Annotated in this window: 18 protein-coding genes and 4 pseudogenes; 7 read left to right on the top strand and 15 right to left on the bottom strand. The window is 69.2% G+C overall.

The genetic code is table 11. The features are described from left to right. Positions 1–156 precede the first annotated feature (156 nt). Positions 157–888 (top strand): hypothetical protein, encoded by a 732-nt coding sequence (locus tag ACWD4B_RS12180; RefSeq protein ID WP_451420670.1) that lies wholly within the window; start codon positions 157–159, stop codon positions 886–888. Between the two features lie 416 nt (positions 889–1,304). Here the strand turns inward: ACWD4B_RS12180 and ACWD4B_RS12175 are convergent, their stop codons facing one another. The 5 genes from ACWD4B_RS12175 to ACWD4B_RS12155 all read right to left on the bottom strand — a co-directional run bounded on the left by ACWD4B_RS12175 (position 1,305) and on the right by ACWD4B_RS12155 (position 5,634). Continuing rightward, complete coding sequence (locus ACWD4B_RS12175) at positions 1,305–1,670, bottom strand: hypothetical protein (RefSeq protein WP_451420669.1); 366 nt, start codon at positions 1,668–1,670, stop codon at positions 1,305–1,307. Beyond that, positions 1,667–2,173, bottom strand: a complete 507-nt coding sequence (locus ACWD4B_RS12170; protein ID WP_451420668.1) for a TnsA-like heteromeric transposase endonuclease subunit — start codon at positions 2,171–2,173, stop codon at positions 1,667–1,669. The genes ACWD4B_RS12175 and ACWD4B_RS12170 overlap by 4 nt, the downstream gene beginning before the upstream one ends. A 202-nt stretch (positions 2,174–2,375) precedes the next feature. Further along, a complete protein-coding gene (locus ACWD4B_RS12165; RefSeq protein ID WP_451420667.1) occupies positions 2,376–2,633 on the bottom strand; it encodes a hypothetical protein in 258 nt (85 codons plus the stop codon). 82 nt (positions 2,634–2,715) lie between these two features. After that, positions 2,716–4,311 (bottom strand): ADP-ribosylating toxin, encoded by a 1,596-nt coding sequence (locus ACWD4B_RS12160; RefSeq protein ID WP_451420666.1) that lies wholly within the window; start codon positions 4,309–4,311, stop codon positions 2,716–2,718. Between the two features lie 555 nt (positions 4,312–4,866). Beyond that, complete coding sequence (locus tag ACWD4B_RS12155) at positions 4,867–5,634, bottom strand: glucose 1-dehydrogenase (RefSeq protein ID WP_451420665.1); 768 nt, start codon at positions 5,632–5,634, stop codon at positions 4,867–4,869. Between the two features lie 133 nt (positions 5,635–5,767). Between ACWD4B_RS12155 and ACWD4B_RS12150 the strand changes: the two genes are divergently transcribed. Continuing rightward, the gene (locus ACWD4B_RS12150) at positions 5,768–6,442 is read left to right on the top strand and encodes a TetR family transcriptional regulator (RefSeq protein WP_451420664.1); all 675 of its coding nucleotides are present in this window, start codon (positions 5,768–5,770) and stop codon (positions 6,440–6,442) included. Positions 6,443–6,933: 491 nt separating this feature from the next. On the opposite strand, the pseudogene ACWD4B_RS12145 reads toward ACWD4B_RS12150, so the two are convergent. Next, positions 6,934–8,396: pseudogene (locus tag ACWD4B_RS12145) on the bottom strand (NF041680 family putative transposase). Between the two features lie 205 nt (positions 8,397–8,601). On the opposite strand from ACWD4B_RS12145, the gene ACWD4B_RS12140 reads away from it, so the two are divergent. Beyond that, positions 8,602–8,841 carry a hypothetical protein gene (locus ACWD4B_RS12140; protein WP_451420663.1) on the top strand — a complete coding sequence of 80 codons (240 nt, stop codon included), beginning with the start codon at positions 8,602–8,604 and terminating at the stop codon, positions 8,839–8,841. A gap of 410 nt (positions 8,842–9,251) precedes the next feature. Here ACWD4B_RS12140 and ACWD4B_RS12135 read toward each other — a convergent pair whose 3' ends face one another. Further along, complete coding sequence (locus tag ACWD4B_RS12135) at positions 9,252–9,782, bottom strand: N-acetyltransferase family protein (RefSeq protein WP_451420662.1); 531 nt, start codon at positions 9,780–9,782, stop codon at positions 9,252–9,254. A 291-nt stretch (positions 9,783–10,073) separates the two neighbouring features. Between ACWD4B_RS12135 and ACWD4B_RS12130 the strand changes: the two genes are divergently transcribed. Next, complete coding sequence (locus ACWD4B_RS12130) at positions 10,074–10,541, top strand: hypothetical protein (RefSeq protein WP_451420661.1); 468 nt, start codon at positions 10,074–10,076, stop codon at positions 10,539–10,541. Positions 10,542–10,866: 325 nt separating this feature from the next. Beyond that, complete coding sequence (locus ACWD4B_RS12125; protein ID WP_451420660.1) at positions 10,867–12,831, top strand: S9 family peptidase; 1,965 nt, start codon at positions 10,867–10,869, stop codon at positions 12,829–12,831. Between the two features lie 5 nt (positions 12,832–12,836). Here the strand turns inward: ACWD4B_RS12125 and ACWD4B_RS12120 are convergent. The 3 genes and pseudogenes from ACWD4B_RS12120 to ACWD4B_RS12110 all read right to left on the bottom strand — a co-directional run. Then, positions 12,837–13,268, bottom strand: a pseudogene (locus ACWD4B_RS12120) (helix-turn-helix domain-containing protein); the annotation flags it as partial. A gap of 63 nt (positions 13,269–13,331) precedes the next feature. Continuing rightward, entirely contained in the window at positions 13,332–14,183 is an 852-nt protein-coding gene (locus ACWD4B_RS12115) for a class I SAM-dependent methyltransferase (RefSeq protein ID WP_451420659.1), read from the bottom strand. Between the two features lie 263 nt (positions 14,184–14,446). Continuing rightward, positions 14,447–15,284: pseudogene (locus ACWD4B_RS12110) on the bottom strand (LysR substrate-binding domain-containing protein). A 96-nt stretch (positions 15,285–15,380) separates the two neighbouring features. Here ACWD4B_RS12110 and ACWD4B_RS12105 point away from each other — a divergent pair. After that, positions 15,381–15,875, top strand: coding sequence for a cupin domain-containing protein (locus ACWD4B_RS12105; protein WP_451420658.1), 495 nt, complete (start codon positions 15,381–15,383; stop codon positions 15,873–15,875). A gap of 46 nt (positions 15,876–15,921) precedes the next feature. Beyond that, the gene (locus ACWD4B_RS12100; RefSeq protein WP_451420657.1) at positions 15,922–16,281 is read left to right on the top strand and encodes a DoxX family protein; all 360 of its coding nucleotides are present in this window, start codon (positions 15,922–15,924) and stop codon (positions 16,279–16,281) included. Between the two features lie 183 nt (positions 16,282–16,464). Here the strand turns inward: ACWD4B_RS12100 and ACWD4B_RS12095 are convergent, their stop codons facing one another. The 5 genes and pseudogenes from ACWD4B_RS12095 to ACWD4B_RS12075 form a co-directional block, all read right to left on the bottom strand. Continuing rightward, entirely contained in the window at positions 16,465–17,073 is a 609-nt protein-coding gene (locus ACWD4B_RS12095) for a hypothetical protein (RefSeq protein WP_451420656.1), read from the bottom strand. 397 nt (positions 17,074–17,470) lie between these two features. Then, positions 17,471–18,493, bottom strand: coding sequence for an NUDIX domain-containing protein (locus ACWD4B_RS12090; protein WP_451420655.1), 1,023 nt, complete (start codon positions 18,491–18,493; stop codon positions 17,471–17,473). A gap of 150 nt (positions 18,494–18,643) precedes the next feature. Further along, the gene (locus ACWD4B_RS12085) at positions 18,644–19,258 is read right to left on the bottom strand and encodes a PIG-L deacetylase family protein (protein ID WP_451420686.1); all 615 of its coding nucleotides are present in this window, start codon (positions 19,256–19,258) and stop codon (positions 18,644–18,646) included. Positions 19,259–19,329: 71 nt separating this feature from the next. Continuing rightward, positions 19,330–20,244, bottom strand: coding sequence for an NAD-dependent epimerase/dehydratase family protein (locus tag ACWD4B_RS12080; protein WP_451420654.1), 915 nt, complete (start codon positions 20,242–20,244; stop codon positions 19,330–19,332). Positions 20,245–20,342: 98 nt separating this feature from the next. Next, a pseudogene (locus tag ACWD4B_RS12075) lies at positions 20,343–21,761 on the bottom strand (hypothetical protein); the annotation flags it as partial.

Below are 21,761 nucleotides of genomic sequence, written 5' to 3'. Positions count from 1 at the left end.
GCTGTGACGATTCTGTGGCATGGAGCGAACTACTCCGCCGCCCAAGTCCACATAGATTCACTCATGCACCACTAAGCCACCCCGGATCAGGCCGGATGTGGGCAGTCGGTGCCGAAATCCCTTTCTCTGCTCGCACTTTCCCATGCAGGAGTTGCCATGCGTCGTCGCGCCCTCCGTGTCGGCTTAGCCGCTGCCCTCGCCGGTACTGCCCTCGCTCCGACCGCCGCGTTCGCGGCCGATTCCCACGGCACCCGCACCGCGTCGTCGGCCGTACCCTCAGCCGACCAGTGCACGGTGGTCAAGAACGGCAGCGTCGGCGCGGGCACCGGCATCCGGATGACGATGAGCCCGCAGGGCCCGTCGGTCACCTTCCTCGACCCGGTCGACGGCCCGATCACCAGATTCGGCACGCTCGACCGCAGCCGTCCCGCGCTGCCGCAGGACGCGGGCATCGATGAGGAGATCCTCAACCCGTACGGCTCGACCCCGCAACTGCTCACCAAGACCCAGGGCGGCCTCGACGGCCAGTACGGCCTCGTCGACTTTCCCCGGCTGCCCAAGGGTTGTTCGGTGGACAAGGCAACGGTCATCAAGCAGTGCACGGTGATCAAGCACCAGGACATCGGCGCGGGCACCGAAGCCCGGATGTCGATGAGCCCGCAGGGCCCGTCCGTGGACTTCTACGACTGGTCCGACGGCAGCCGGATCACGCGCGCGGGCACACTCGACCGCGCACGTCCCAAGCTTCCCGACTCCGCCGGCATCTACGAGGAAATCGTGGAGCCGGCCAGCTGGACCCCGCAGTTGAAGTCGAGGACAGAGGGCGGTCCCACCGGGTACGCATTCCTTGACTTCGCCAAGATGCCCAAGGGCTGCCCGTTGTACTGACCCATCCCGCACCACGTCGTCCATCCCCGCTCCTGGCCGGGAGTCACCAGTACACGCTGGCTCCCGGCCGGAGTTGCACCGCCACACCCGATTCGGTCCACTCATAGAGCACGGCGCGAGAGCCACCGAGGTTCACAAGCTCGCCGTCCGCTACGAGGCAACCGTGCTCGTCGCGGCCATCAACGAGTGGCTGTGACCGCCAGGTGGGGGTCCAATGAGCAACTCCAACGTCAGTTCATCGTGCAAGGGGATGCCGTACTCGCCCGTCAGCGGGATGGATGGCTTCACCGCTCAGGCCGAATCCACCGCGCCCGGAGCGACACCGGCTGTCGGCGGGCGGTGACCCGGCCGTGGGTGATCCAGCCGGAGAGGGTGACGCGGGGCATGTCGAGCTCTCGGGCAAGGTCACTCGGCGATCATTCGTCGGGTCCGAGGGGCTGGGCGTTTCGGCGGAGGCTCCGTTCCTGCTGGCTGTTGCAGCCCAGTTCGCGCAGTAGCTCGCGGATGCCTTGAGTGCCGAAGTGTTCGCGGCGTTTGGGCGGGCGGAAGCCCTCGGCGTTGAGGGTCATGGCGATGGCGGGGGCAGCGTGTCCGGCTGTGGCGAGTTCGCGGGCGCGGGCTGCGAGCCGGGGGAAGTAGCTGAGCTGGTCCAGTCGGCCGACGGGGCGGACGACTTCGCCGTCGGTTTGGTGTCCGCCCCCCTCGATCTCCGCGACGGTGAACTGCTCACCGTCGAAGCCGACCGGCAGACCCGGCCGCAACGTCGTCGTCCACTGGTTCATCCGTGCCTCCGCAGAACGCACTCTCCTGATAGCGGGCGGGCCGCGAGGCCCGTGGTCAGCCGCCCCGCCCACAGCAGCGCCAGCAGCGGCGGACGGGCCTCCTCGGGCTTTTCGGTCCCCGGCCGGCCGCCGTTCGGCGAGCGCCAACTCCCCACCGCGATGGCCTCCTGCCAGGCGCGTTCGACATCGTCGGAGGGGACGACGCCGGGGTGCCGATAGGCGGCCAGGAACCTGACGTTCTCCAGCAACGTCGGCTCGGCACCCGACCAGACCTCGTACTCCCAGCCGTGCTGCTCGATCAGATGGCCCGGCCAGGCCAGCGCCCGTACGACCTTCGGGTCCTGCAGACGCGAAGCCGGCTTCACGTTGACAACGCGCACCGTCCCCGACCGCATCACCAGGAGGAAGTCCGGTACGTGACCCCGGCGAAGATGCCCGCACACCGACGGATCGAAGTTGGCAAGCAGCAGGCGGGCCAGCTCCAGCCGGCTCTCCGTAGACAACCCGACCGCCCGTCGTGGCGGAGGCGTAGTCGCCCGAGTAGTGCTTCATGCCATGTGCCGAGCGAACCCGGTGCCGCTCAGATCGGAGGGTTGTAAACAGTCGAGAACTGACAGCTGCTGAACGTAATCACTGCCCATGATCACCTGGAAATGCTCGATCGGTGCTCGTGATCACGCGGAGTTGCTCACGAAACCGCGGAACCTAGATGACTGTGGGTTTGGAAGGTGTTGCTGCGCCCTGGCGTCTTCGTTGTGAAGGAAGGAAAGCGATCTTGCCTTCGATGCGTGTGGTGGCGGTCGGGTAGCTCGGTGCCGGTGCTCGGTCTTCTGGCATGCGATGGTGGGGCGTGGTGGACCGGTGGCCGGGCTGCGAGTTGGCGCCGTCGTCGCCGTTGCCGACGACGCCTTGGTCGGTCTCGCGGTCGGGCTCCAGCGTCGTATCGGCCTTGCCGGCCCGCACGGCGGGTCCCGGGTTCCCGCCCGCGCCGGACGGTGGCCGGCTCACCGGCCGACTGATACGGGACCGCATCAGCGGCGAGGCGTCAGCGCTCCCAATCCTCGTTCCAGATCAGGGTGTTGCACTGGGCGACCTCGGCCTTCGCCTGGACCACAGCCCGTTGCCTGGACTCCAGTACGCGGCCCTGGTCGGTCTTCAGCCGGTAGAAGACGTCGAAGGTCCGGCTGGAGCCGAGCCCGTGGGGGACCAGCCAGCCGGGGGACTTCCCGTCGGCTACCGGGTACGTGTACTCCTTGCCTCCCCGCTCACGGACGACGACCTGTGTCTTCGCCGGGACCTTCTCGCCGGCCGGGACCTTGCCGGCCGTCTCCCAGAGGACGTCCATGTACGTCCACCACACGCTGCACGGCAGCGATGCCCGGGGCACGGGGAGGATGGGCAGGACGCCCTTCTCCAGGCGCGGCGCCGGGGGCGGGTCGGCGGTGGCGGCACGGAAGACGTCCACCAGCACCTCGACGAGCTGCTCGGTGAGGAGAGCGACATCGACGACCTCGCCGACGACGGGCACGACCTGGGCGGCCGCGAGGGCGGCAAGGGCCACGGCGTTGACGGCAATGGCCTCGGGGTCGCCGTGCTGGATGCCGTCGGCGATGCCCAGGGCCTGGCCGAGGCCGGGGACGACCGCGGCGGTGACGGCGGCCTTGTCGAGCGTGGTGGCGTCCTTGTCGGAGAACGTCCTCGCCAGGCCGTAGACCCAGGTGCCGACGCCGGCGGCGCTCGCGGCCACATGGGCGCCGCTCACCGAGCGGACCTTGGCATGGGTGAGCTCGGCGGTGGAGTGCGCCTCGCCCCAGGTCGGGCCCTTCGGGCTGCGCCGGGGCAACCGCTCGGCATGCTCGGGATCCTGGGCGATCTTCTTGGCCGTGGCCTTGGCCTTCTCCTCGGCCTTGTCCCAGTCCACGGACAGGCAGCGGTCGACTGAGCGCTTGGTGCGCCCGGTGGGGGCGAGGCAGTTGGCCGGGGCGGCCGCGTAGATCGCGGCGTCCATGACGGAGCCCTTCCCGCGGAACTCGACGACCGACTCGGCCTTGCCGCGTTCGGCCAGCTTCCAAGGGACAATGAACTCGCTCTGCCCGGAGCCGTCGTCGGCGATCTTCAGGACGGTGTTCTTCTCCCCGAGGGCGTCCATGAGCGGTGTGCCGTCGGGGACGCCGAACTCCTTTTTGACGAAGTCCAGTTGGCGCCGCTGGAAGGCCTCGCCGTTCTCGTGTTCCTGGGGAGTGAGATGGACCGTGGCGATGTTCACCTCCTCCGGAAGGGTCACCTTGACGACGCCGCCGGCGCTGCCCGCCTCGTCGTCGATGCTGTATCCGGCGGCATGCCCGGTGGTCTCGGCGAGGTAGAGCCCCTTCCAGTTGGGGTCGTGGTTCCCGGCGGTGCCCACGGGACGCAGACCTTCGAGGATGGAGGCGAGGTGGCCGGGCTTGTAGCCGTGGAAGGCCTCCAGCCCGGTCTGTCTCGCCTGGGTTATCCGGTTGCCGCCGGGTGCAGGCGTGGGGGCGGCATGGGCCAGTTCCGCCGAGGCGGTCGCCATCATCCCGGCGAAGGCCGTGGTGGCGAACGCCCGGGGGAACAGGGGCCGGAGCCGCGGGGGCTTCGTCCGCTCCGGCTGGATCGGCATTGCGCGCATACTGTTCCTCTGTTTCATGGGGGACATGAGGGGGTGATGCGGGAGTTGCCGATAATCCTGCTGTATGGGGCACGGCCGGGAATATGCTCCATAAGGAAGGCAATTGGCGCGCCGGCCCCCGCCCGGGGGACGGGTGGACCCCGCCGTTCGGAGGGGTGCCCTCTGTGTATGCCGCCGGAGCCTGCGACGGTCTGTTGCCGGTGCCTGCCACATCAAGAGGGGTCTTACGCAGAGCAGTTCACCGGGGGGCTTGCCGACGTTCCTGGCGGAGGCGGTTCGGCCGGTGAGGCCCTTGTGCGAGGTTCCGCCCGTTCGCCGCAGGGCGTCACAGGCCAACCGGCCTGACCCAGAGCACACGTTGGCTCACCGGTGGGGAGGTGGCTGTTGCGGGTTTTCGCCTGGGTCTGCGCGCAGTTCCGCGGTGCTCGATTGCTTGCGGCGGCGTAACTGGAGGGTGGGTGCCTGTGTCAGAACCTCCCGTTCCAAGGCTGGATGTTCTGACACAGGCACCCATCAGGACGGCTTTCGGGTCTGCTTCGCCGACCTTCACTGGGCCTTGTAGCCCCCGTCGACGTTGAGGATGGTTCCTGTGACGAAGGACGCGGCCGGCGAGGCGAGCCAGGCGATGGCTTCGGCGACCTCGGTGGGGCGGCCCATCCGACCCACCGGCTGGAGGGCGGCGATGGCGGCTTCGTCCCACGTGCCGGCCTCGATGGCGTTGTTGAGGATGTCGGTCTTGATTGAGGCGGGGGCGACCGCATTGATGCGGATGCCGTCGGTGGCGTACTCCAGTGCGGCGGACTTGGTCAGGCCGACCACGGCGTGCTTGGTGGCGGAGTAGTTGGCCGCGTAGCGGATGCCGCCCAGGCCCGCGATCGAGGCCAGGTTGATGATGGAGCCGCCGGGGGTGTCCTGGGCCAGCATCTGCTGGATCTGGTACTTCATGCTCCAGAAGACGCCGAGCACGTTCGTGGTGAGCATCTGCTGGAAGCGGCTGGTGAGTTCGTCGGCCAGGCGGCCGGTGTCGAGGGAGACCCCGGCGTTGTTGACTGCGACATCGAGCCGGCCGAAGCGCTCGACGGTGGCCGCGACCAGGGCGGCGACGGACTCTTCGGAGTCGACGTCGGCGGCGATGAAGGCGGCTTCCCCGCCGTTGGCGCGGATCTCGCGGGCGACGGCTTCGCCCGCTTCCTTGCGGCGGCCGGAGACGACGACGGCGTGGCCGGCGCGGGCCAGGGCCAGGCCGGTCTCCTTGCCGATGCCGGTGGTGGCTCCGGTGACCAGGGCGACGCTGGCAACGCTGACAACGCTCATGACGGTGGACCTCTTTCCCGTACAGGTGGGCACGGCCGGCGGTCCCGTTTGAGAAGACCGCCGGTCTCTTGCGTCCCAAGCTAAGAGACCGGCGGTCTGATGTCAAAAGACCGGCAGTCTGTAATATGGAGGCATGGCGACCTTCCAGCGAGCGCGCAGCGAGGAACAGCGCGAGATCCGGCGGCGGGCGATCCTCGACACCGCGGCAGCAATGCTTGACGAGATGTCCGTGGGCGCACTCAGCCTGAACGAACTGAGCCGGCGCGTGGGCCTGGCGAAGTCCAACGTGCTGCGCTACTTCGAGTCGCGCGAAGCCGTCCTGCTGGAACTGCTGGACCGCGACTGGCGGCAGTGGACTGCCGCCCTTCCCGAACAGCTCGCCGCCTCGGTCACCCCCGGCGCCCCGCCGGTCCTGCGCGGTCAGGAGTTCGCCGCCGTCCTGGCACACTCCCTCGCACAGCACCGGGTGCTGTGCGACCTGCTCAGCGCCCAGGCGGGCGTCCTGGAGCACAACGTCTCCGCGGACGTGGCCGCCCGATACAAACGAGCGGCCCTCGACAACGTCGCCGCTCTGGCCGCGCTCGCCCGCCAGCACCTCCCCGAACTCGGCGGCCGCGCCGACCAGTTCTGCGCCCAGGCCATCATGGTGAGCGGCGCGGTATGGACCCATGCTCGGCCGTCCGCCGCCATGCTCGCCGCCTATGCAGCTGATCCCTCACTCGCCGCCCTGCGCATGGACTTCACCGCCACCCTGGAGGAGATGCTGACAACGCTCATCGCGGGCGCCCTCGCCAGGATCGAGGAATGACCAGGAACCCCACCCGTCCCCCGTCGCGTGCACCGGTGGGGACGGCTGGGCGCTTTCGCGCCTCCGCTGACGGAGGCGGCGTCCTTGCCCTCGATGGCATCTACGCCGCCCCGGCCCACGTCTCAAGGTCTTGGCACAGGCACTGAACTTGGCTTTTAACGCCGGGGTGATAGCTAAACAGCTTGCAGCAGCTGTTGCACTGTCTGCGAATGCTCTGATGTGCACTGTTTGCGCCGTGCGGGCTAGTGTGCAGCACATATGTACATCCATTCCGTTTCGGATCTGGTTGCCGCTCCCTCCGTATAGGGCAGGTATGGGAAGTACATTCCGCGTTCTGGGGAGGGGGCCATGCGTCGTTTCGTTGCCGTATTCGTTGTTCTTGTGGCTTCTGCCGGGTTTTTGAGTGCCCCGCTCGCCTCCGCCGCGCCGACCGACGCCGTGAGCGATCTCATCTGCTCCGTGACCCTCCATCTCGCCTGTTGAGGGTCCTGTTAGCCGGCCCGTCGGGGTTTGGTCCCGACTTTGTGGTGGGCGGGCCGCTGGAACGCCTGGCCGGTAGCCAGGACTCGGCCCACGTCGTGACGGGTGGCCGGGCGTCGGTTCTTCGAGCCCGGCGGCCTGCCGGGTCCGGGACGGGATGGTTTTGGTGCACGTGCTGGTGATGCGGCCGTTGGACGGAGGTTTCTGAACCCTCGCCGGACGCGTGCTGGGGTGAGCCGCTCGGGCGGTGTCGGTTTCTCCCATGGATGCCGCAGGTCTGCCACGAGCGGGTGGGCGAGCCGGAGTTGGGCGTGGGCGGCGATGACGAGCCAGGTCCAGCGGTCGGCAGCCTCCGGGCTGCGGAGCCTGGGGGCGGTCCAGCCCAGCGTCTGCTTCATCATGCGAAAGGTGTGCTCGACATCGAAGCGCCTCAGGAACGCTTGCCAGCAGCGGTCGACGTCGGCCGCGGTGGCACCAGTCCTGGACCACCACAGCCAGAGCGGCTTCGGGTCGGCGCCCGAGGGCAGGTGCGCGACCTGCAAGCGGATGACCGTGCCCTCGATGATGGGCAGTTCAGAGGTGTGGTCGATCCAGGCGGCCCGGCGGGTGAGCCGGGGGTGGAGCCGGTCCCAGGACCGGGCCGTCGCCTTCCCGTAGAGACGGGTGTCGGTCACGGTCACCACGTGCTCGTCACCCCAGGTTTCCGGCTGCCCGAAGACGAACTCGCCGCCGTGCCGGGGCGGTCGGCCGCCCTGGGGCGGTGAGATCCACGGACGGGGCACAGGCTTGCGCATCACCCGGTCCGAACGCGTCCGGCCGAGGATCTCAACCGGCAGGCCGGCCAGCAGGTGGGCGAGCCGAGGGGCGTCGTAGCCGGCGTCGACCACGACCAGGATGTCTGGGTCATCTGACGTCCAGTGGCCTGCTGTGATCAGGCGCTCGACGACCTCGCGGATCTGGGCGGTGGTGATCGCGGCGACGTCGGCGCCGGGCGTCAGCCTGACGGCATCCAGGCCAGGATCGCGGTCCACGAGGTCCGGCCGGTCTCCAGTGCGGCGACGACCGAGTACGGCCAGCCGGGGATCATCAGGTGCTTGTTCTCGCCGTAGCCGTAGGTGTGGCAGAAGCACCGGTCAGGGGCCGTGTCCGCGTCCGGGCGGAGCCAGGGGGAGACGTCGACCGCGAGGACCAGGCGGCCGTCGGCTGCCTTCGGCAACGGCACCGAGACGAGGGCCCGCCGCAGCCGGCTCACGTCCACCCGACCATCGTTCAGTCCCGCGTACAAGGCGCCATGACCACGACGGTGTTCCGGGGCAAGGGCCAGTCCTACCAGCGTCTTCACCGGCCCGTCGGCACACAGCATCGCGTCGGTGAGTTCGAACAGCGCGTCTTTTCGCACGGTCAGGCACGCGTACAACTCCGTCCGGAAGTGTGACAGCAACTCGAACGGCTCCTGCTGGACATCGTGATGCAGCAAACTCGACTCCCGGCGGCCTTCGAAGATCCAATGCCTCTGTGACGGAGCACAGGATCAAGCGAAGGCCGCTGTCACGTACCGCAGTTCCCTTCGCGAGTGATCAAGTTCGAGGGGTCATTCGATCCGCTGTCCCAGCTCCGGCCGGTGACCGGAGCGGAACGACTACCGGTGGCAAGCTCACGCAACCGGCATGATGACGTTCATGACAAGCAAGACACCCACCGTGACCGTGCGACTTGGGCGAGCCGACGCCATCGTCCTGTTCGACTGGCTCATGACCACGGACCTCAACTCTGTACCCGTGACGCATCCGGCCCAGAAGCAGGCACTGGCCGATCTGCTCTCCCGCATGGAGTGGGACACCGATACCGACCTGACGAGCTCAAGCGCCGAAGAGATTGCTTCTGCTCAGGAAGAAGTCGCCAAGGACATCGGCTGGTGACGGCGCCCCGGTCAAGCCAGGGTCGACTCCACAGTCAAGGACTCCCAACTACCGCACGACGTTAAAAGCCAAGCTGAACTGAACGGTCCGGGCTGATGCGCGGGGACGGGGGGTGCCGGCAGACGGGGCATGCTGCTCCGGCAGGCCGACGGCTCCGCCCCGGCGCCTCCGCCGGGGCGGGGGCTTCGCCGGGCAAGGTTCGTCGAACGAGCCCGCATGAGACTGAGCTGTCCGGTCGATCGGGGTGCTGTCCGGTTGCGGACTTGGTGGTTCTTGCTTCGCGTGTGCTGCAGTCCGGCGGGCACGCGTCAGGGTGGGTCTCGTCCTGGAGCGTTCCTGGTGGAAGGGCTCGGTGGCTGGTTGCAGATGTGGCGAAGACGTCGGTGCGGTCTGGCGGCGGGAGTGGTGGGTCAGGGGGTGTTGGCGGTGCGGGCGGCGCGGCGGAGGCGGGCGCGGGCGGGGTCGCGCAGGGGGTGGGCGGGTGGGGGAGTGGGCTGGTCGGGGTGGGAGCGTGTGAACAGGGTGACGGTGACGCCTTCGGTGAATCCGTTGCGGCGCATCATGGCTGAAGAGGCCTGGTTGCTGGTTTCCACGTCGGTGATGATGCGGGAGGCGCCGGCGGTGAAGAGAGCGGTGCAGCACCGTTCGAGGAGTGTGCTGGCGATGCCTTTGCCGCGGGCCCGCTCGTCGAGGGCGATCCATTCGAGGTAGCCCCAGTCCTCGCGTTCGTCGTAGGAGAGAGAGCCGAGGACGAAGCCGAGCAGTCCCTGGTCGTCGGTGGCGACCCAGCATGCCTCGGGCTGTGCGTCGAAATGTGCGGCGACGCTGGACAGTGACCATGAGGTGTAGGGCATGGCGTTCACGTCGTACACGTGATGGCCGAGGTTGAGTACGGCTTCCAGGTGGGAGAGCTGCATGGGGACGATGTCGGCTTGGCTCATGCAGAAATCCTGACATAAGACTGCAAATATCCGTTGGTGGGGTAGTCGAGGCGGTGCGGTGCGCACGCGGGTCGCGTCAGGCCGTGGGTCCTTCCCGGTAGCCAGGAAGGCGACTTCGGCTACCTCCTCGTCGCCACGGATGGCACCTGACGCGGCACTTGAGGAGTCTTCGATCCCGGCCGTGGGCCGCAGCGAGGGGCGTTAGGGTGGGGGAGGCCATCCCCCACGTGTCGGACGCTGAGCGCCAGGCGCGGCCGGTGTCATCCGCCCGTACCGATCGTGGAGTTCTCCTTGCCTGTGCGCACCGTGTTCCTTTCCGCCGTCCGCCGCCGTCTCGTCGCGGGGTGCGGGATCGCCCTGGCCGCCGCGCTCACGCTCACGGGTTGTACGGGGGACGACAAGGCGCCGACGGGTTCCGCCACGTCGCCGTCCGCTTCCGCGTCGGCGGCCCCGTCGCCGGCACCCGCGGACACCGTGACGCCTTCCGCATCGCCGACGACAGTGCCGAAGGCCCCGGCCTCCACGAAGGCCGCGCCGACGGCGGATTCGGACGGCGCCGCTGCCCCGCCCGCCCCGAAGCGCACGCACGGCAGCACCGGCTCCCGGGGGAACGCGACCTGCGAGATCCGCTCCAACGCCGGGAACTGCTACAAGGCGGGGGAGTTCTGCCGCACCGGCGACGTGGGCGCCAGCACGCACGATGCCGGTGGACGGCTCATCACCTGCGTCAGCGGCAGTGGCCGTCCACGCTGGCACTGAGGCGTGTATCGAGTCGTGATCAATCTGTGGATTCGCCGTCGTGGCGACGCGTGGTCCGGTGGATCGTCTGGCATGGCACGTGTAAATGGCTTATAGAGCGTAGGAGTTCATCGATCCGCCCTCGTGAACGGACCGACTCATACCGATGATCAGGCATGCAGCCCGCCATCCTTCCGCCGGGACGTGTCCAGTGCCGGCCATGGACTGTGGCAGGGCGTTCGAGGCAGGGTCGCGTGCGGCCCGATTCTCCGGAACCCGGCTGACGCAGGCTCGTCAGTGCGACAGGATGTCCGTTTGTCGTACTGGCGAGTGAGAGGCGGTCCGCATGCCGCACCCTGCACCGCGACCGATTCCCGAGTCGACCGACCTGCTCACCGCGGAACTGGTGGTGGACATGGCCGCCCCCGTGGCGCCAGCCATCTCGCCGGACGGCAGCCTGGTCGCCTACGGCGTGGTCGCGAACAGCGGAAGGAACGGACGTCCGCACGGTTCCGTCTGGGTCGCCGCCGCCGACGGCAGGGCAGCCCCGCGCAGGCTGACCGACGGCACGGCCCGCGACGCCGCCCCGAAGTGGGCGCCGGACTCGGCTTCTCTGTTTTTCACCTCCGACCGCGAGGAGCGGGACACCGCTCAACTCCAGCGGATCCTGCTGGACGGCAGCGAGGACATCGCCACGGCAGAGTCCCTGACCAGGTGGCGCGGGGGCATCTGCGACTACTACCCGCTCGCCGACGGCCGCACCGTCGCGCTGCTCGCCGAGGACGAGCCCACCGCGGAGGACGAACGCCGGGAGGCCGAGGGTGACGATGCGAAGGTCTGGGGCCGGCACCTCCCGGTCACCCGGCTGCGCCTGCTTGACCTGGCGACCGGCGTGGTCCGCACCGTGGACGGCCTCGGGGACCGCCATGTCGTGGAGGTGACCCAGCGTCCGTACGGCGGCCCGCTGGCCGTGCTGAGCTGGGCCACCCCCGAGCTCGACCCCGGCATCACGACGGCAGGACTGCATCTGGTCGCCCCGGAGACGGGAGCCGTCCAGGACCTGGGCCCGGCCGGAGTCGAGGCCCGGTCCCCGGTCTGGTGGAATCACGACGGTGCATGGCATCTGGCCCATCTGGCGGTGTCCCCTGGGCACGTGGTCGGTGCGCTCGCCGTGATCGACACGGTCCCGCCGGCGACCGGCCCGACCGTCGAACAGCGCAATCTCACGGTCGGCATGTCCGCCTGCCCCACCGAGCTGGTGCAGGTCGCCGACGGGCCGCCGCTGGCGCTGTTCGCCGACGGGCTGGATACCGCGCTGTACCGGCTCGATCCGCAGTCGCTGCGGTTCCACCGATTGTCCTGCGCGCCCGGGACACTCGCCGGGCTCACTGCGAATCAATCCGGGGAGACCCTTGCCGTGCTGGTGAGCACCGCGCGCGAGCCCAGGAACGTCCACGCGGGACCCACGGGCGGGCCACTGCTCCGGCTCAGCGACACCAGTCCCGAACTGCGCAGGATCCGCTGGGGTGTCCAGGAACGGCTCAGCTACCAGGCGTCCGACGGACTCCAGCTGGACGGCCTGCTGATCCTGCCTGTCGGCCGGACTCGGGACGAGGGTCCGTTCCCGCTCGTCACCATGGTCCACGGCGGCCCCTACTTCCGCCATGCCGACGAGTTCACGCTCAGTGTGGTCGACTGCGGCCAGTGGCTGGCGACCGCCGGGTACGCGGTCTTCCTGCCCAATCCCCGGGGCGGGTCGGGCCACGGCCATGAATTCGCCGCAATGGTGGCGGGCGCGGTGGGCGGCGACGAGTGGACCGACATCCTCGCCGGGATCGACCTGCTGGTCGCCGGGGGAGTCGCCGATCCCGAACGCCTGGGCATATCCGGCTGGAGCCACGGCGGTTTCATGGCGGCCTGGGCCATCGGCCGAACCGAGCGGTTCAAGGCCGCCATGATGGGCGCCGGCATCAGCGACTGGGGCATGCAGGCCGGGACCGGCGAGTGGGGAATCATGGACGCGGCGCTCGGCGGCAGCACCGGCTGGAACGGGCCGGGACCGCACATCCACGACCGGAACAGCCCGATCTCCTACGCGTCCCGGATCCGCACCCCGGTCCTGATCCTGCACGGCGAGGAGGACACCAACGTCCCACTCGGCCAGGCGGTCCACTTCCACCGCGCACTGCGCCATTTCGGCGTCGAGCACGAGTTCGTCGTCTACCCCCGAGAGGGCCACGGGCTTCACGAGCGCGCCCATCAGCTCGACGCCCTCCGGCGTATCCGCGCCTGGTACGACCGCTGGCTGTAGGCCCGTACCAGGGTGGGCATTGAGTCGATGACGACTTGGTGGTTGGTGGAGTACCGGTAGTTCTTGCTGGATGCGGCGATGCTGCGGTCGCGGGTCGGGACCAGGGTGCCGTCGACGATCAGGGCTGTGCCTGCCGGGTGTCGGCTTCGGACCGGGGCCAGCGCGAGCAACGGGGCGATGCGGTCGATGACTCGGTCTGCGGCCGGCTTGGAGATGCCCAAGAGCGGACCGAGCTGTCGCATCGTCAGGTTCGTGCGCCAGTACGTGGCTACCAGCAGGATCCGGTCCTCCAGCGACAGGGCCCAAGGCCGGCCGCCGGTCGGGGCACCGCCGCCCCGACGCCGCACAAGTCCCACGAGCTTGCGGAACTGCCGCTCGCTCAGCCCCGAGAACAGCCCCACCCAGCCCGGCTCCGACGCCGTCACCACAACACCCACACCAAGATCATCACACACCTGACCAGGGCATACGGGACATCATTTAGGGAACCGGGAGGCGTTCTACCGGCGGACTGCTGAGATCAGTCCGCCGGGCTGTTCCTGGTGCTGTGGCGGGGTGTTGATCGGGCGGCCGTAGGCGGCGGCGCGTTCGCGCAGGGTGTGACTGTCGGCCTTCCAGCCGTGCCCGGCCAGCCAGGCCACCGGGTCGTCGGGCGTCTCCGAGACCCACATGGACGCTGCCGATCCCGGCGCGGCGTCTGCGCCGAAGCGCTCGATCACGCCGCGCGGGCCCAGTGTCAGCCCCATCCGGCTGCCTGCCGCCGACTGCGCGCTGATCTGGGCCAGCAGCAGCTCCACCGCATCCTGGGGCAGATAGATCAGCAGTCCTTCGGCGATCCACACGGTCGGCACGGCCGGGTCGTGCCCTGCGGCAGCCAGCGCGGCTGGCCAGTCCTCGCGCAGATCGACCGCGACGGTGATCCGCTCGCAGCGTGCGACGGCCTGCTCCTGGCGCAGTACCGCAGCCTTGAAGTCCAGTGGTGCGGCGGTGTCGACCTCGAACAGGCGGGTGCCCTCGGGCCAGTCCATCCGGAAGGCCCGGCTGTCCATGCCGGCGCCGAGCAGCACGACCTGCCGGATCCCGGACGCGGAGGCCTGCTGCAGCAGGTCGTCGAGGAACTTGGTCCTGATGACGATGGAGAACGACACGGCCAGCCGGCGGCGTCGCGCGGCCTCGTCACCTGGCAGTGGCGACGAGGAAGGCCACAGGCCGCCCGCGGTGGCGAAGGCCCGTGCCAGCGGGTCGCGGAACAGCGCATTCTCCCGCTCGCTCTCCAGCGCCCGCACCCTGGCCACCCCCACCGCCGTGGCCCACACCCCCGACGGCTGCACCCGCTCCCGCTCATCAGTCACCGCGCCAGCCTAGATGATCGATTCCAAGGGGCCTGATGAGGGGAGCCGGCTTCCTGCACGGCCAGCCAGTCATACGCGCAACTGACCGCCTACGACCACCCCAACCACCATCAGGCGAAGACCAACAGCCACCCTGTGCACGCGACCACACGAAGTGCACCAGAGCCGAGAACGGGCAGCACCGGTTCACCACTTCGGGAAGCAGATCCGGAGGCTGCTGTGTGCGAATAGTTCACGAGCAGCGGCACACCGGTTGTCGGCACTCAGTGACGGTAGGCGGCTGCCGCGATCTCGATGAAGGACCGGATCAACGGGTTGGTGTCACCTTCGTTGCACACCGCCACCACTCGGCTCGGCACCATGTCGATCAGCGGCACCACGGCCAACTGCGCGGGCAGGTCGTGTCCGAGGGGGGGCCAGGCCGACCGTGCCGTTCCACAGCACGGCGTGCAGGCATTCCTGGACGGCGCGCACCACTGGCCCCTCGCGCGACGTGCCGCCGTTCCAGTACGACTGCCAGACGGGGTCGGTCCCTTGCGGGAACTGGAACCAGCGGCGGTCGCTCAGGTCGGCCAGCCGTAGCCGGTCGCGGTGGGCCAGCGGATCGTCGGCGCGCAGGACCACGCCGACCGGATCGGTCCGCAGCGAACGCACCGTCAGGGCGGTCTCGTCGAACGGCGCCCGGGTCAGGGCGACATCGACCAGCCCGGCGCGCAGCCCGCAGGTCGGGTCGGTCAGATCGGTGTCGCGGATGCGGATGTCGATGCCGGGGTGGGTCCGACGGTAGGCGGCGGCCAGCCTGGACACTCCCGGGTCGGTGCCGTCGCCCAGGATGCCGACGGTGATGGTCGCGGCGCCGGCTGCCGTGCTCACGCGTACACGGACGCGGTCGGCATGGTCGAGCAGGGCCCGCGCCTCGTCGAGCAGCACCGTGCCGACCGGGGTGAGCGTGACACCGGCGGGCGAGCGGGCGAACAGCAGGGCCCCGACATCGGCCTCCAACCGCTTGATCGCCCGGCTCAGCGGCGGCTGACTCATGTGCAGTCGGGTGGCGGCCCGGCCGAAGTGGAGTTCCTCGGCGACGGCCACGAAATAGCGCAAGGTCCGTAGCTCCACGCTGCAACGATACCCACGAGGTATCGGCGCCGAGGAACGGGTCTTGGACAGCCGTGGAGCCCCGGCGGTGCACTTGTAGGCATGACCGAAACAGCGAAGAGCAGCGAACCTCAGACCGGCCCCTCCGTATCGGTGGTGGGTCCCGGCGACGGCGAGACGATCGTCCTGGGCACCACGCGCATGCGCGTCCTCGAGGACGGCAGCCGCACCGGGCACCGCCTCGCGATCACCGAGTCCGTCCTCGCCCCGCACACCCAGGGACCGCCGCAGCACCGCCACGCCCGACACGACGAGGGCTTCTACATCCTCTCCGGCACCGTGCGGTTCACCGTCGGGGACGAGGACCACGATGCCACCGCGGGCACGTTCGTGATGGATCCGCCCGGTACCCCGCACACCTTCGCCAACCTGACCGACCAACCCGCCGTCATGCTCAGCATATTCACCCCCGATCTGTACGTGCAGTACTTCCGGGACCTCCAGGAGGTGCTCGCCGGCGGCCGGCCGTTGACGCCCCAGGCCAATATCGACGCGATGAGCCGCTACGCGACCGAGCCTGCCACCGACCTCGATTGAAGGAGTCGACGGGTCTCCGTGGCCCGATGACCCATGAACGGGAACGATGAACATCGCCTACTGGATCGTCGCGGGACTGCTCGCCCTCTTCTACGTCTACGCGGGCACGCTGAAGGTGATCCGCAGCCGGGATCAGCTCCGGCCGATGATGGCCTGGGTCGACCGCATGCCCTTACCTGCCCTCAGGGCGCTGGGGACGGTCGAAATACTCGGCGCGACCGGCCTGATCCTGCCGCCGCTGACGGGCATCGCGCTCCCGCTGGCGCCGGCCGCGGCCAGCGGCTTCGTACTCCTCCAGGCAGGCGCGATCGCCGTCCACCTGACCGGCGAAGACCGCCGGATCACACTCAACATCGGGCTCACCACCACTGCGGCTGTGACCATCTGGCTGGCCACCGGGCTGTGATGGAGCACAGCCCTCGACCGGTGGATGCAACTGCAGGGACAGCCGCCACACGGCTGCTATCAATGGGCTGTGCCCACTCTGGACGGCTTGTGCGGGTCCTGGCGGCGGCTTGGTCCTCGGTTTGAAGCTGCCGCGAATTTCCATGCAGCCCCCGGTAATCGGGGCATCAGGAAGCCTGGGCGCTCAGCGGCCGCCGCGCGGCTCGAAGCAGCCGGTCTCCAGGAACCGGCCGTTGACCTTGACCTGGTAGTTGGTCGGCTGCGTAAACGCGGTGACACAGGCGTCGTCACGGACCCGTAGGGCGATGCTGGCGCCCTCGGGCCTGACGGGATGAGTGTCGGTGAGCCCGAGCCGCACTCCCATGTCCTGAACGATGAGTGTTCCACGGCCCTGCTCGCTGTCGGGGCCTTCGTCACGGTAGCCGAGCTGGAGCAGCGCCGCTCGCACGCTCTTCGGGTCCCACGTTTTGTTTTCCCAGAGTCGTTTGAGGACGGGCTCGATGCGGGCGGCCTCCGTCCGGGCGATCTCCTCGCTGGCGGGGGACATGCCTTTGGGGATCTTGAAGCCATTGTTCTCGCGGTAGTGATGAGCCCCGTCGTGGGAGTCGGGTTCCACGTTGCCCCGCGCGGGGCCGACGGGGGAGCCCGTGGGCGATGGGGAGAGAGCATAGCCGGGGCTCGGGGCGGGCCCGGACACCGTCAGGCCGGTGCGCTGCTGGTCGCAGGCGGTCAGGGTCAGGGCGGTGCCCAAGAGGAGGACCGCGGCAACGTATCGGGATCCGGATATCTGCACGAGGAGGACTCTGCCACGGCGCCGGCACGGTCAACGCTCGCTCACGAAGTCGTAGTTACAGCGGGCACGGCCCGGTACTCGCGAAGCTGCCGACTCCTACGGTTGATCGCTGACCCAACTGGGCTGGCGTCGCTACCGCAGCAAGCCTGATCACTTTCCGCAGCGTCGCTATCCTGGACGCAGGCTGGGCCCTCAGTGCGATCCCCCGCCGCCTGCACCTGGATCGCAAGATCATGTGCCGCTTCCGGAACGCCAGCTTTGACCAGCTGCTGACCGCCGCCCACCACCGGCGCCCGGCAGGCGTACTGGAACCGTTCAAGGCACACTTCAACAACCGGTGATCACCCGCCAACGACGTAGGCCTTGATGCAGGTATCCGCGAGTTTCTGACTGGCCATCAGATAGTGGATCCCCAGTGGAATGACGCCTTTTCGAAAGAGGTTCTCTCGTTCGAGACCTCGAAGTCTTCGTCCCGGCCGGGGCGTTCGAGGTAGTGGGCCGAGCCGCTGCGATGAGCGCGCAGGATCTGCAGGAGTCGCTGGTAGCGGTCCGGGGTCATGAGCGCGTGCCAGCCGTGAGCCGTCTCGAAGCGCCACTCGGTGTGCTCGGCCGGATCGAGGCGGATCCGGGCTTGTTGCTCTTCGGTGAGGAGGCCGCCGTCGAAGACGTAGCCGCACACCGGGACGGGGTACTCGGTGCGGGCCTGCTCGTGGATGGCGGCGATCAGGCGTCGCTGGGCGATCACCTCGGGGTTTTCCACGGCGAGGTCGAGGCCCAGCTCCTCCTCGCCTTCGCGCAGGGCGGCGGTGAACGGGCCCTCGCCGTGCTCGACGTTGCCGCCGGGGAAGTTCCACACGGCCGGGTTGATGGCGGAGCGCAGCCCAAGGATGCGGCCCTGCAGATCGGTGACCAGAAAGCAGCCGTAGCTGGAGGGCCGGGCGATGGTGGTCAGGTAGCCGCCGACCGGGCGCCAGCCCGGGATCGACAAGCGGCCGGTGAGCCACTCGATCACCGTGCGCTGCCCGTCGCTGGTCGGCGGCAGCCGGTCCGCTCGTGCCCACAGGTGGTTGTCGTGGTTGAGGGAGAAGGCGATGGGGGTGGCGTCCGGCACGACGGTGGTGAAGACGAACTGCCTCACCTGGCGGCCGCGCTGATCGGTGAAGTCCAGGTGTCGCGCGTATTCGAGCGGCAGGCCGGTGAGCCCGGTCTCCTCGTCCAGCTCCCGCGCCGCACCGGCCGGGACCGGTTCGCTGTCCTCCCGGCCACCGCCCGGGTACTCCCACAGGCCAGGCAGGACGTCGTGTGCGGCCTGGCGGATCAGCAGGATCCGGCCGGAGGCGTCACGGACCACCACACCGACGCCGATCCGCTCGATTCCCTCGCGAAAGGCCAGGTCGGTGAGCACGTCGAAGTCGATCACTGGGCGGGCTCCTCGCGTCGGGCAGGCACGGCTCGCAGGTCCGAGATCGTCCCCGGGTGAGTCGGATCGGTGGAAGACAGGGGCTGAGCATCCCAGCCCGCCGCCATCCGCAGCCGCTCATCGGTGTCGGTGCGCTCGATCTCCACCCGCTCAGTCCCGCGCTGCGATGGTGTGCCGCAGGACCTCGAAGGCTTCGGCCGCCTCGCGCCCGATCTGCGCGCCACGCAGCCTTGCAGCGGCCAGTAGGGCCTGGGTCGAGCGTGTGTGCGGCCAGGGCCTCAGCTCCGACGCGTATAGCTTGAGGGCCTGTTCCTTCATGGTGAGGGCCCGTGGGGTCAGCGGCTGGAACCAGGTGGGCCGGAACGGGGTTCCGGTTCCCCATTCGGTGGCGGAGCGGATCTCCCAGGCAAGGACGGTGTTCACGGGGCAGCCGGGCTGCGGCCGCGTGGCGGCAGCGGTGGCTTCGGCGGTGATGCGGTGGTCCAGGGAGAGATCGGCGGGGCTGTGGGTGTAGACGATGTCGGGCTGCCAGCGGCGGATGGCATCCTCGATGGTCCTGGTGATCCTCAGCCGGGGGATGGTGTCGAAGCCGTTGTCAGGGAAGTTGGCTGACTCGGCCTCGGCGCCGTAGAGGGCGGCGACTCGGCGGACGCAGTCGGCGCGGTGGGCGCGGACCGCATCGCTGTTCTCGTCGAGGCGGCTCGTGGCGCTGGTACTGAGGACCAGGATGTGCACACGGTCTCCGGCATGGACGTGTTCGGCCAAGGTGCCGCCAGCGCCGAGGACTTCGTCATCTGCGTGGGCGGCGACGGCCAGGACGCTTCGTGAGGTGGGGTTCATGGGCGGGCTCCGACGGGCTTTCTCCAGATGTGGGACCGGTCGCGGGCGGTGGCGGCCAGCGCCTGGTCCAGCGGACGGGAGCGCACCGGCCCGTAGAGGGCGGTGAACAGGCTCATGTCGGCGGTGAACGAGCGAATCTCGTTGGGCCGGGGTGCTGCGTGCGTGATGGTGCCGCCGCCGGTGACGCGGATGATCGTTTCTGCGAGCGCGCGGATAGAGGTCACCCGCCCGGAGCCGCAGTTGACGATGGATGGCAACTGCGGGCCGTCCAGGATGCGGCGGAGCATCGTGACTGCGTCGTCGATGTGGGTCAGGTCCCGGGCCTGGCTGCCGTCGCCGTCGACCGTTAGAGGCTGGTTCCGGGCAGCGGCGTCGAGGAAAGCGGGGACCACGGCGTCGGGGTCCTCGGCGGGGCCGAAGGTGTTGAACAGGCGCACGATACCGATCTGCCGCTCCGCCTGGAGCAGCGACCGGTAGATGTCGGCCAGGTGCTCGGTGGCGGCCTTTCCCGCGGCGTACGGGGAGCGGGGTGAGTGCGGAGCGGTCTCGGCGAGTGGGCCGGTCCGCTGGCCGTAGACTTCGCAGCTGGAAGCCAGCAGCAGCCGCCGGGCGCGGGAGGCGGCGAAGGTGTGGATTATGTGCCGGTCGACGGTGATGTTGTGTTCCAGGCCGCCGACGTCGAAGGAGCGGGGCACGGACTTGTGGGCGGCCAGGTGAACGACGGTGTCGACGCCGTCCAGGTCGGCCGGGGTCAGCGATCGGACGTCGCGGACCTCCAGGCGGTCCGGGCGTGGGCGTGGGGAGACGACCGAGAGGTTGTCCAGGGCGGTGACGCCGTGCCCGGCATCGCGCAGGGCTCGTGTGAGGGCGGAACCGATGAAACCGGCCGCGCCCGTGATGAGCAGGCTCACAGGAAGACCTCTCACGGCTCATGTGCATCAAGGGCCTGGGCGGCTTGGCCCGGACCAGGTCTGCGCCTGTCACGTGCAGGGTCGACGTGTCATCCGGTCTACGGCGATGCGGATGCGGGCGGGTCCGCCGAGAGGTCGAGAAGGTAGATTCCGGCCTCGCCCGCGACGCAGAGCCGGGAGTCAGACAGCCAGGCACAGGCTTGCACCGGTTGCTCGACTCGTAGCGCGTTGGTGCAGGTTCCGGTCCGTGCTTCCCAGATCCGCACGGTTCCGTTAGTGCTCGCTCCGGACACCCATCGGTCGTCCGGGGAGATCGCGCACCCCCAGATCGGTCCGTTGTCGCCGGTCAGGGTGGTCCGCAGGGTTCGGGTTGTGAGGTCCCAGATCCGTACGGTCCGGTCGAAACTCGCGGACGCCAGCCAGGTGCCGTCGTTTGAGAACGCGCAGAAGTTGACCCGGGCGGTGTGGCCGGCCAGCACGGCGAGCTGCGTGCCGGTGGCCACGTCCCACAGCCGCACGAGTCGGTCGGCTCCCACGGAGGACACCTGGGTCCCGTCCGGGGACACCGCGCAGCCGAAGAGGGCTCCGAGATCGCCGTCGAAGACGTTGCGCAGTTCGCCGGTCGCCGCGTCCCAGATCCGCAGGGTGGCGTCCGAGCTGGCCGAGACCAGCCAGGTGCTGTCTGGCGCGACGGCGCACCGGGTCACCGCTGCGGTATGGCCGGTCAATGTGGCACGTGGCGTCCGCGAGCGCGCGTCCCAGAGCTGCACCAGCCCGTCCGCCCCTCCGGACACGAAGTACGTGCCGTCCGGTGCGCAGGCACAACACTCCGACCAGCCGGTGTGGCCGTGGTGGGTTGGGTCGGCAGACCCGGTGGCGACGTCCCAGACGGTCACGGTGCCGTCTGTGTTGGCGGAGACGACCTGGCGTCCGTCCTGTAGCGCCGCACATTCCCGGACCGGTGTGGCTGGCATCCGGGTTGATTCGACAGGCCTGCCGCGGAGCTGCTGGCGCCTGCTGGCCCCGGGCCTGCCCTGCTCGCGGTACCAGACCCGGACCATGCCGTCCGAGCCGACTGCGGTGAGCCAGGTGCCGTCCGGTGCCACCGCGCAACCGTTGGCTCCGCCGGCGTTCCCGAGGAGGGTGGTATCGAGGTCGCCGCTGGTCGTGTCCCAGACGCAGACGGCATGGTCGGCTCCCGCGGACACGAGCCAGCTGCCGTCAGGGGCGATGGCGCAGCCGTTCACCCAGTCTGTGTGGCTGGCCAGGGTCATCCGCTCAACTGCGGCTCCGACGTCCCAGAGGCGGATGGTGCCGTCCGTTCCGGTGGAGGCCAGCCATGTTCCGTCCGGGGCGATGGCGCAGCCGGTCACCGCGCCCTGATGCCCCGTCAGGATTGTCTGCGCCGTGCTGGCGGTCAGGTCCCAGAGGCGGATGGTGCCGTCCGTTCCGGTGGAGGCCAGCCATGTTCCGTCCGGGGCGATGGCGCAGCCGGTCACCGCGCCCTGATGCCCCGT

Source organism: Streptomyces sp. NPDC002536 (assembly GCF_053594995.1).
Note: the sequence above shows the minus strand (reverse complement) of the source record. Positions and strands in the feature narration are given on the sequence as shown.

What these genes read in the sequence shown, in the direction of transcription:
- ACWD4B_RS12175 (WP_451420669.1), bottom strand. Translation starts at nt 1,670, where the DNA reads ATGAACCAGTGGACGACGACGTTGCGGCCGGGTCTGCCGGTCGGCTTC.
- ACWD4B_RS12135 (WP_451420662.1), bottom strand. Translation starts at nt 9,782, where the DNA reads ATGAGCCAAGCCGACATCGTCCCCATGCAGCTCTCCCACCTGGAAGCC.
- ACWD4B_RS12155 (WP_451420665.1), bottom strand. Translation starts at nt 5,634, where the DNA reads ATGAGCGTTGTCAGCGTTGCCAGCGTCGCCCTGGTCACCGGAGCCACC.
- ACWD4B_RS12125 (WP_451420660.1), top strand. Translation starts at nt 10,867, where the DNA reads ATGCCGCACCCTGCACCGCGACCGATTCCCGAGTCGACCGACCTGCTC.
- ACWD4B_RS12100 (WP_451420657.1), top strand. Translation starts at nt 15,922, where the DNA reads ATGAACATCGCCTACTGGATCGTCGCGGGACTGCTCGCCCTCTTCTAC.
- ACWD4B_RS12105 (WP_451420658.1), top strand. Translation starts at nt 15,381, where the DNA reads ATGACCGAAACAGCGAAGAGCAGCGAACCTCAGACCGGCCCCTCCGTA.
- ACWD4B_RS12150 (WP_451420664.1), top strand. Translation starts at nt 5,768, where the DNA reads ATGGCGACCTTCCAGCGAGCGCGCAGCGAGGAACAGCGCGAGATCCGG.
- ACWD4B_RS12160 (WP_451420666.1), bottom strand. Translation starts at nt 4,311, where the DNA reads ATGCCGATCCAGCCGGAGCGGACGAAGCCCCCGCGGCTCCGGCCCCTG.
- ACWD4B_RS12140 (WP_451420663.1), top strand. Translation starts at nt 8,602, where the DNA reads ATGACAAGCAAGACACCCACCGTGACCGTGCGACTTGGGCGAGCCGAC.
- ACWD4B_RS12180 (WP_451420670.1), top strand. Translation starts at nt 157, where the DNA reads ATGCGTCGTCGCGCCCTCCGTGTCGGCTTAGCCGCTGCCCTCGCCGGT.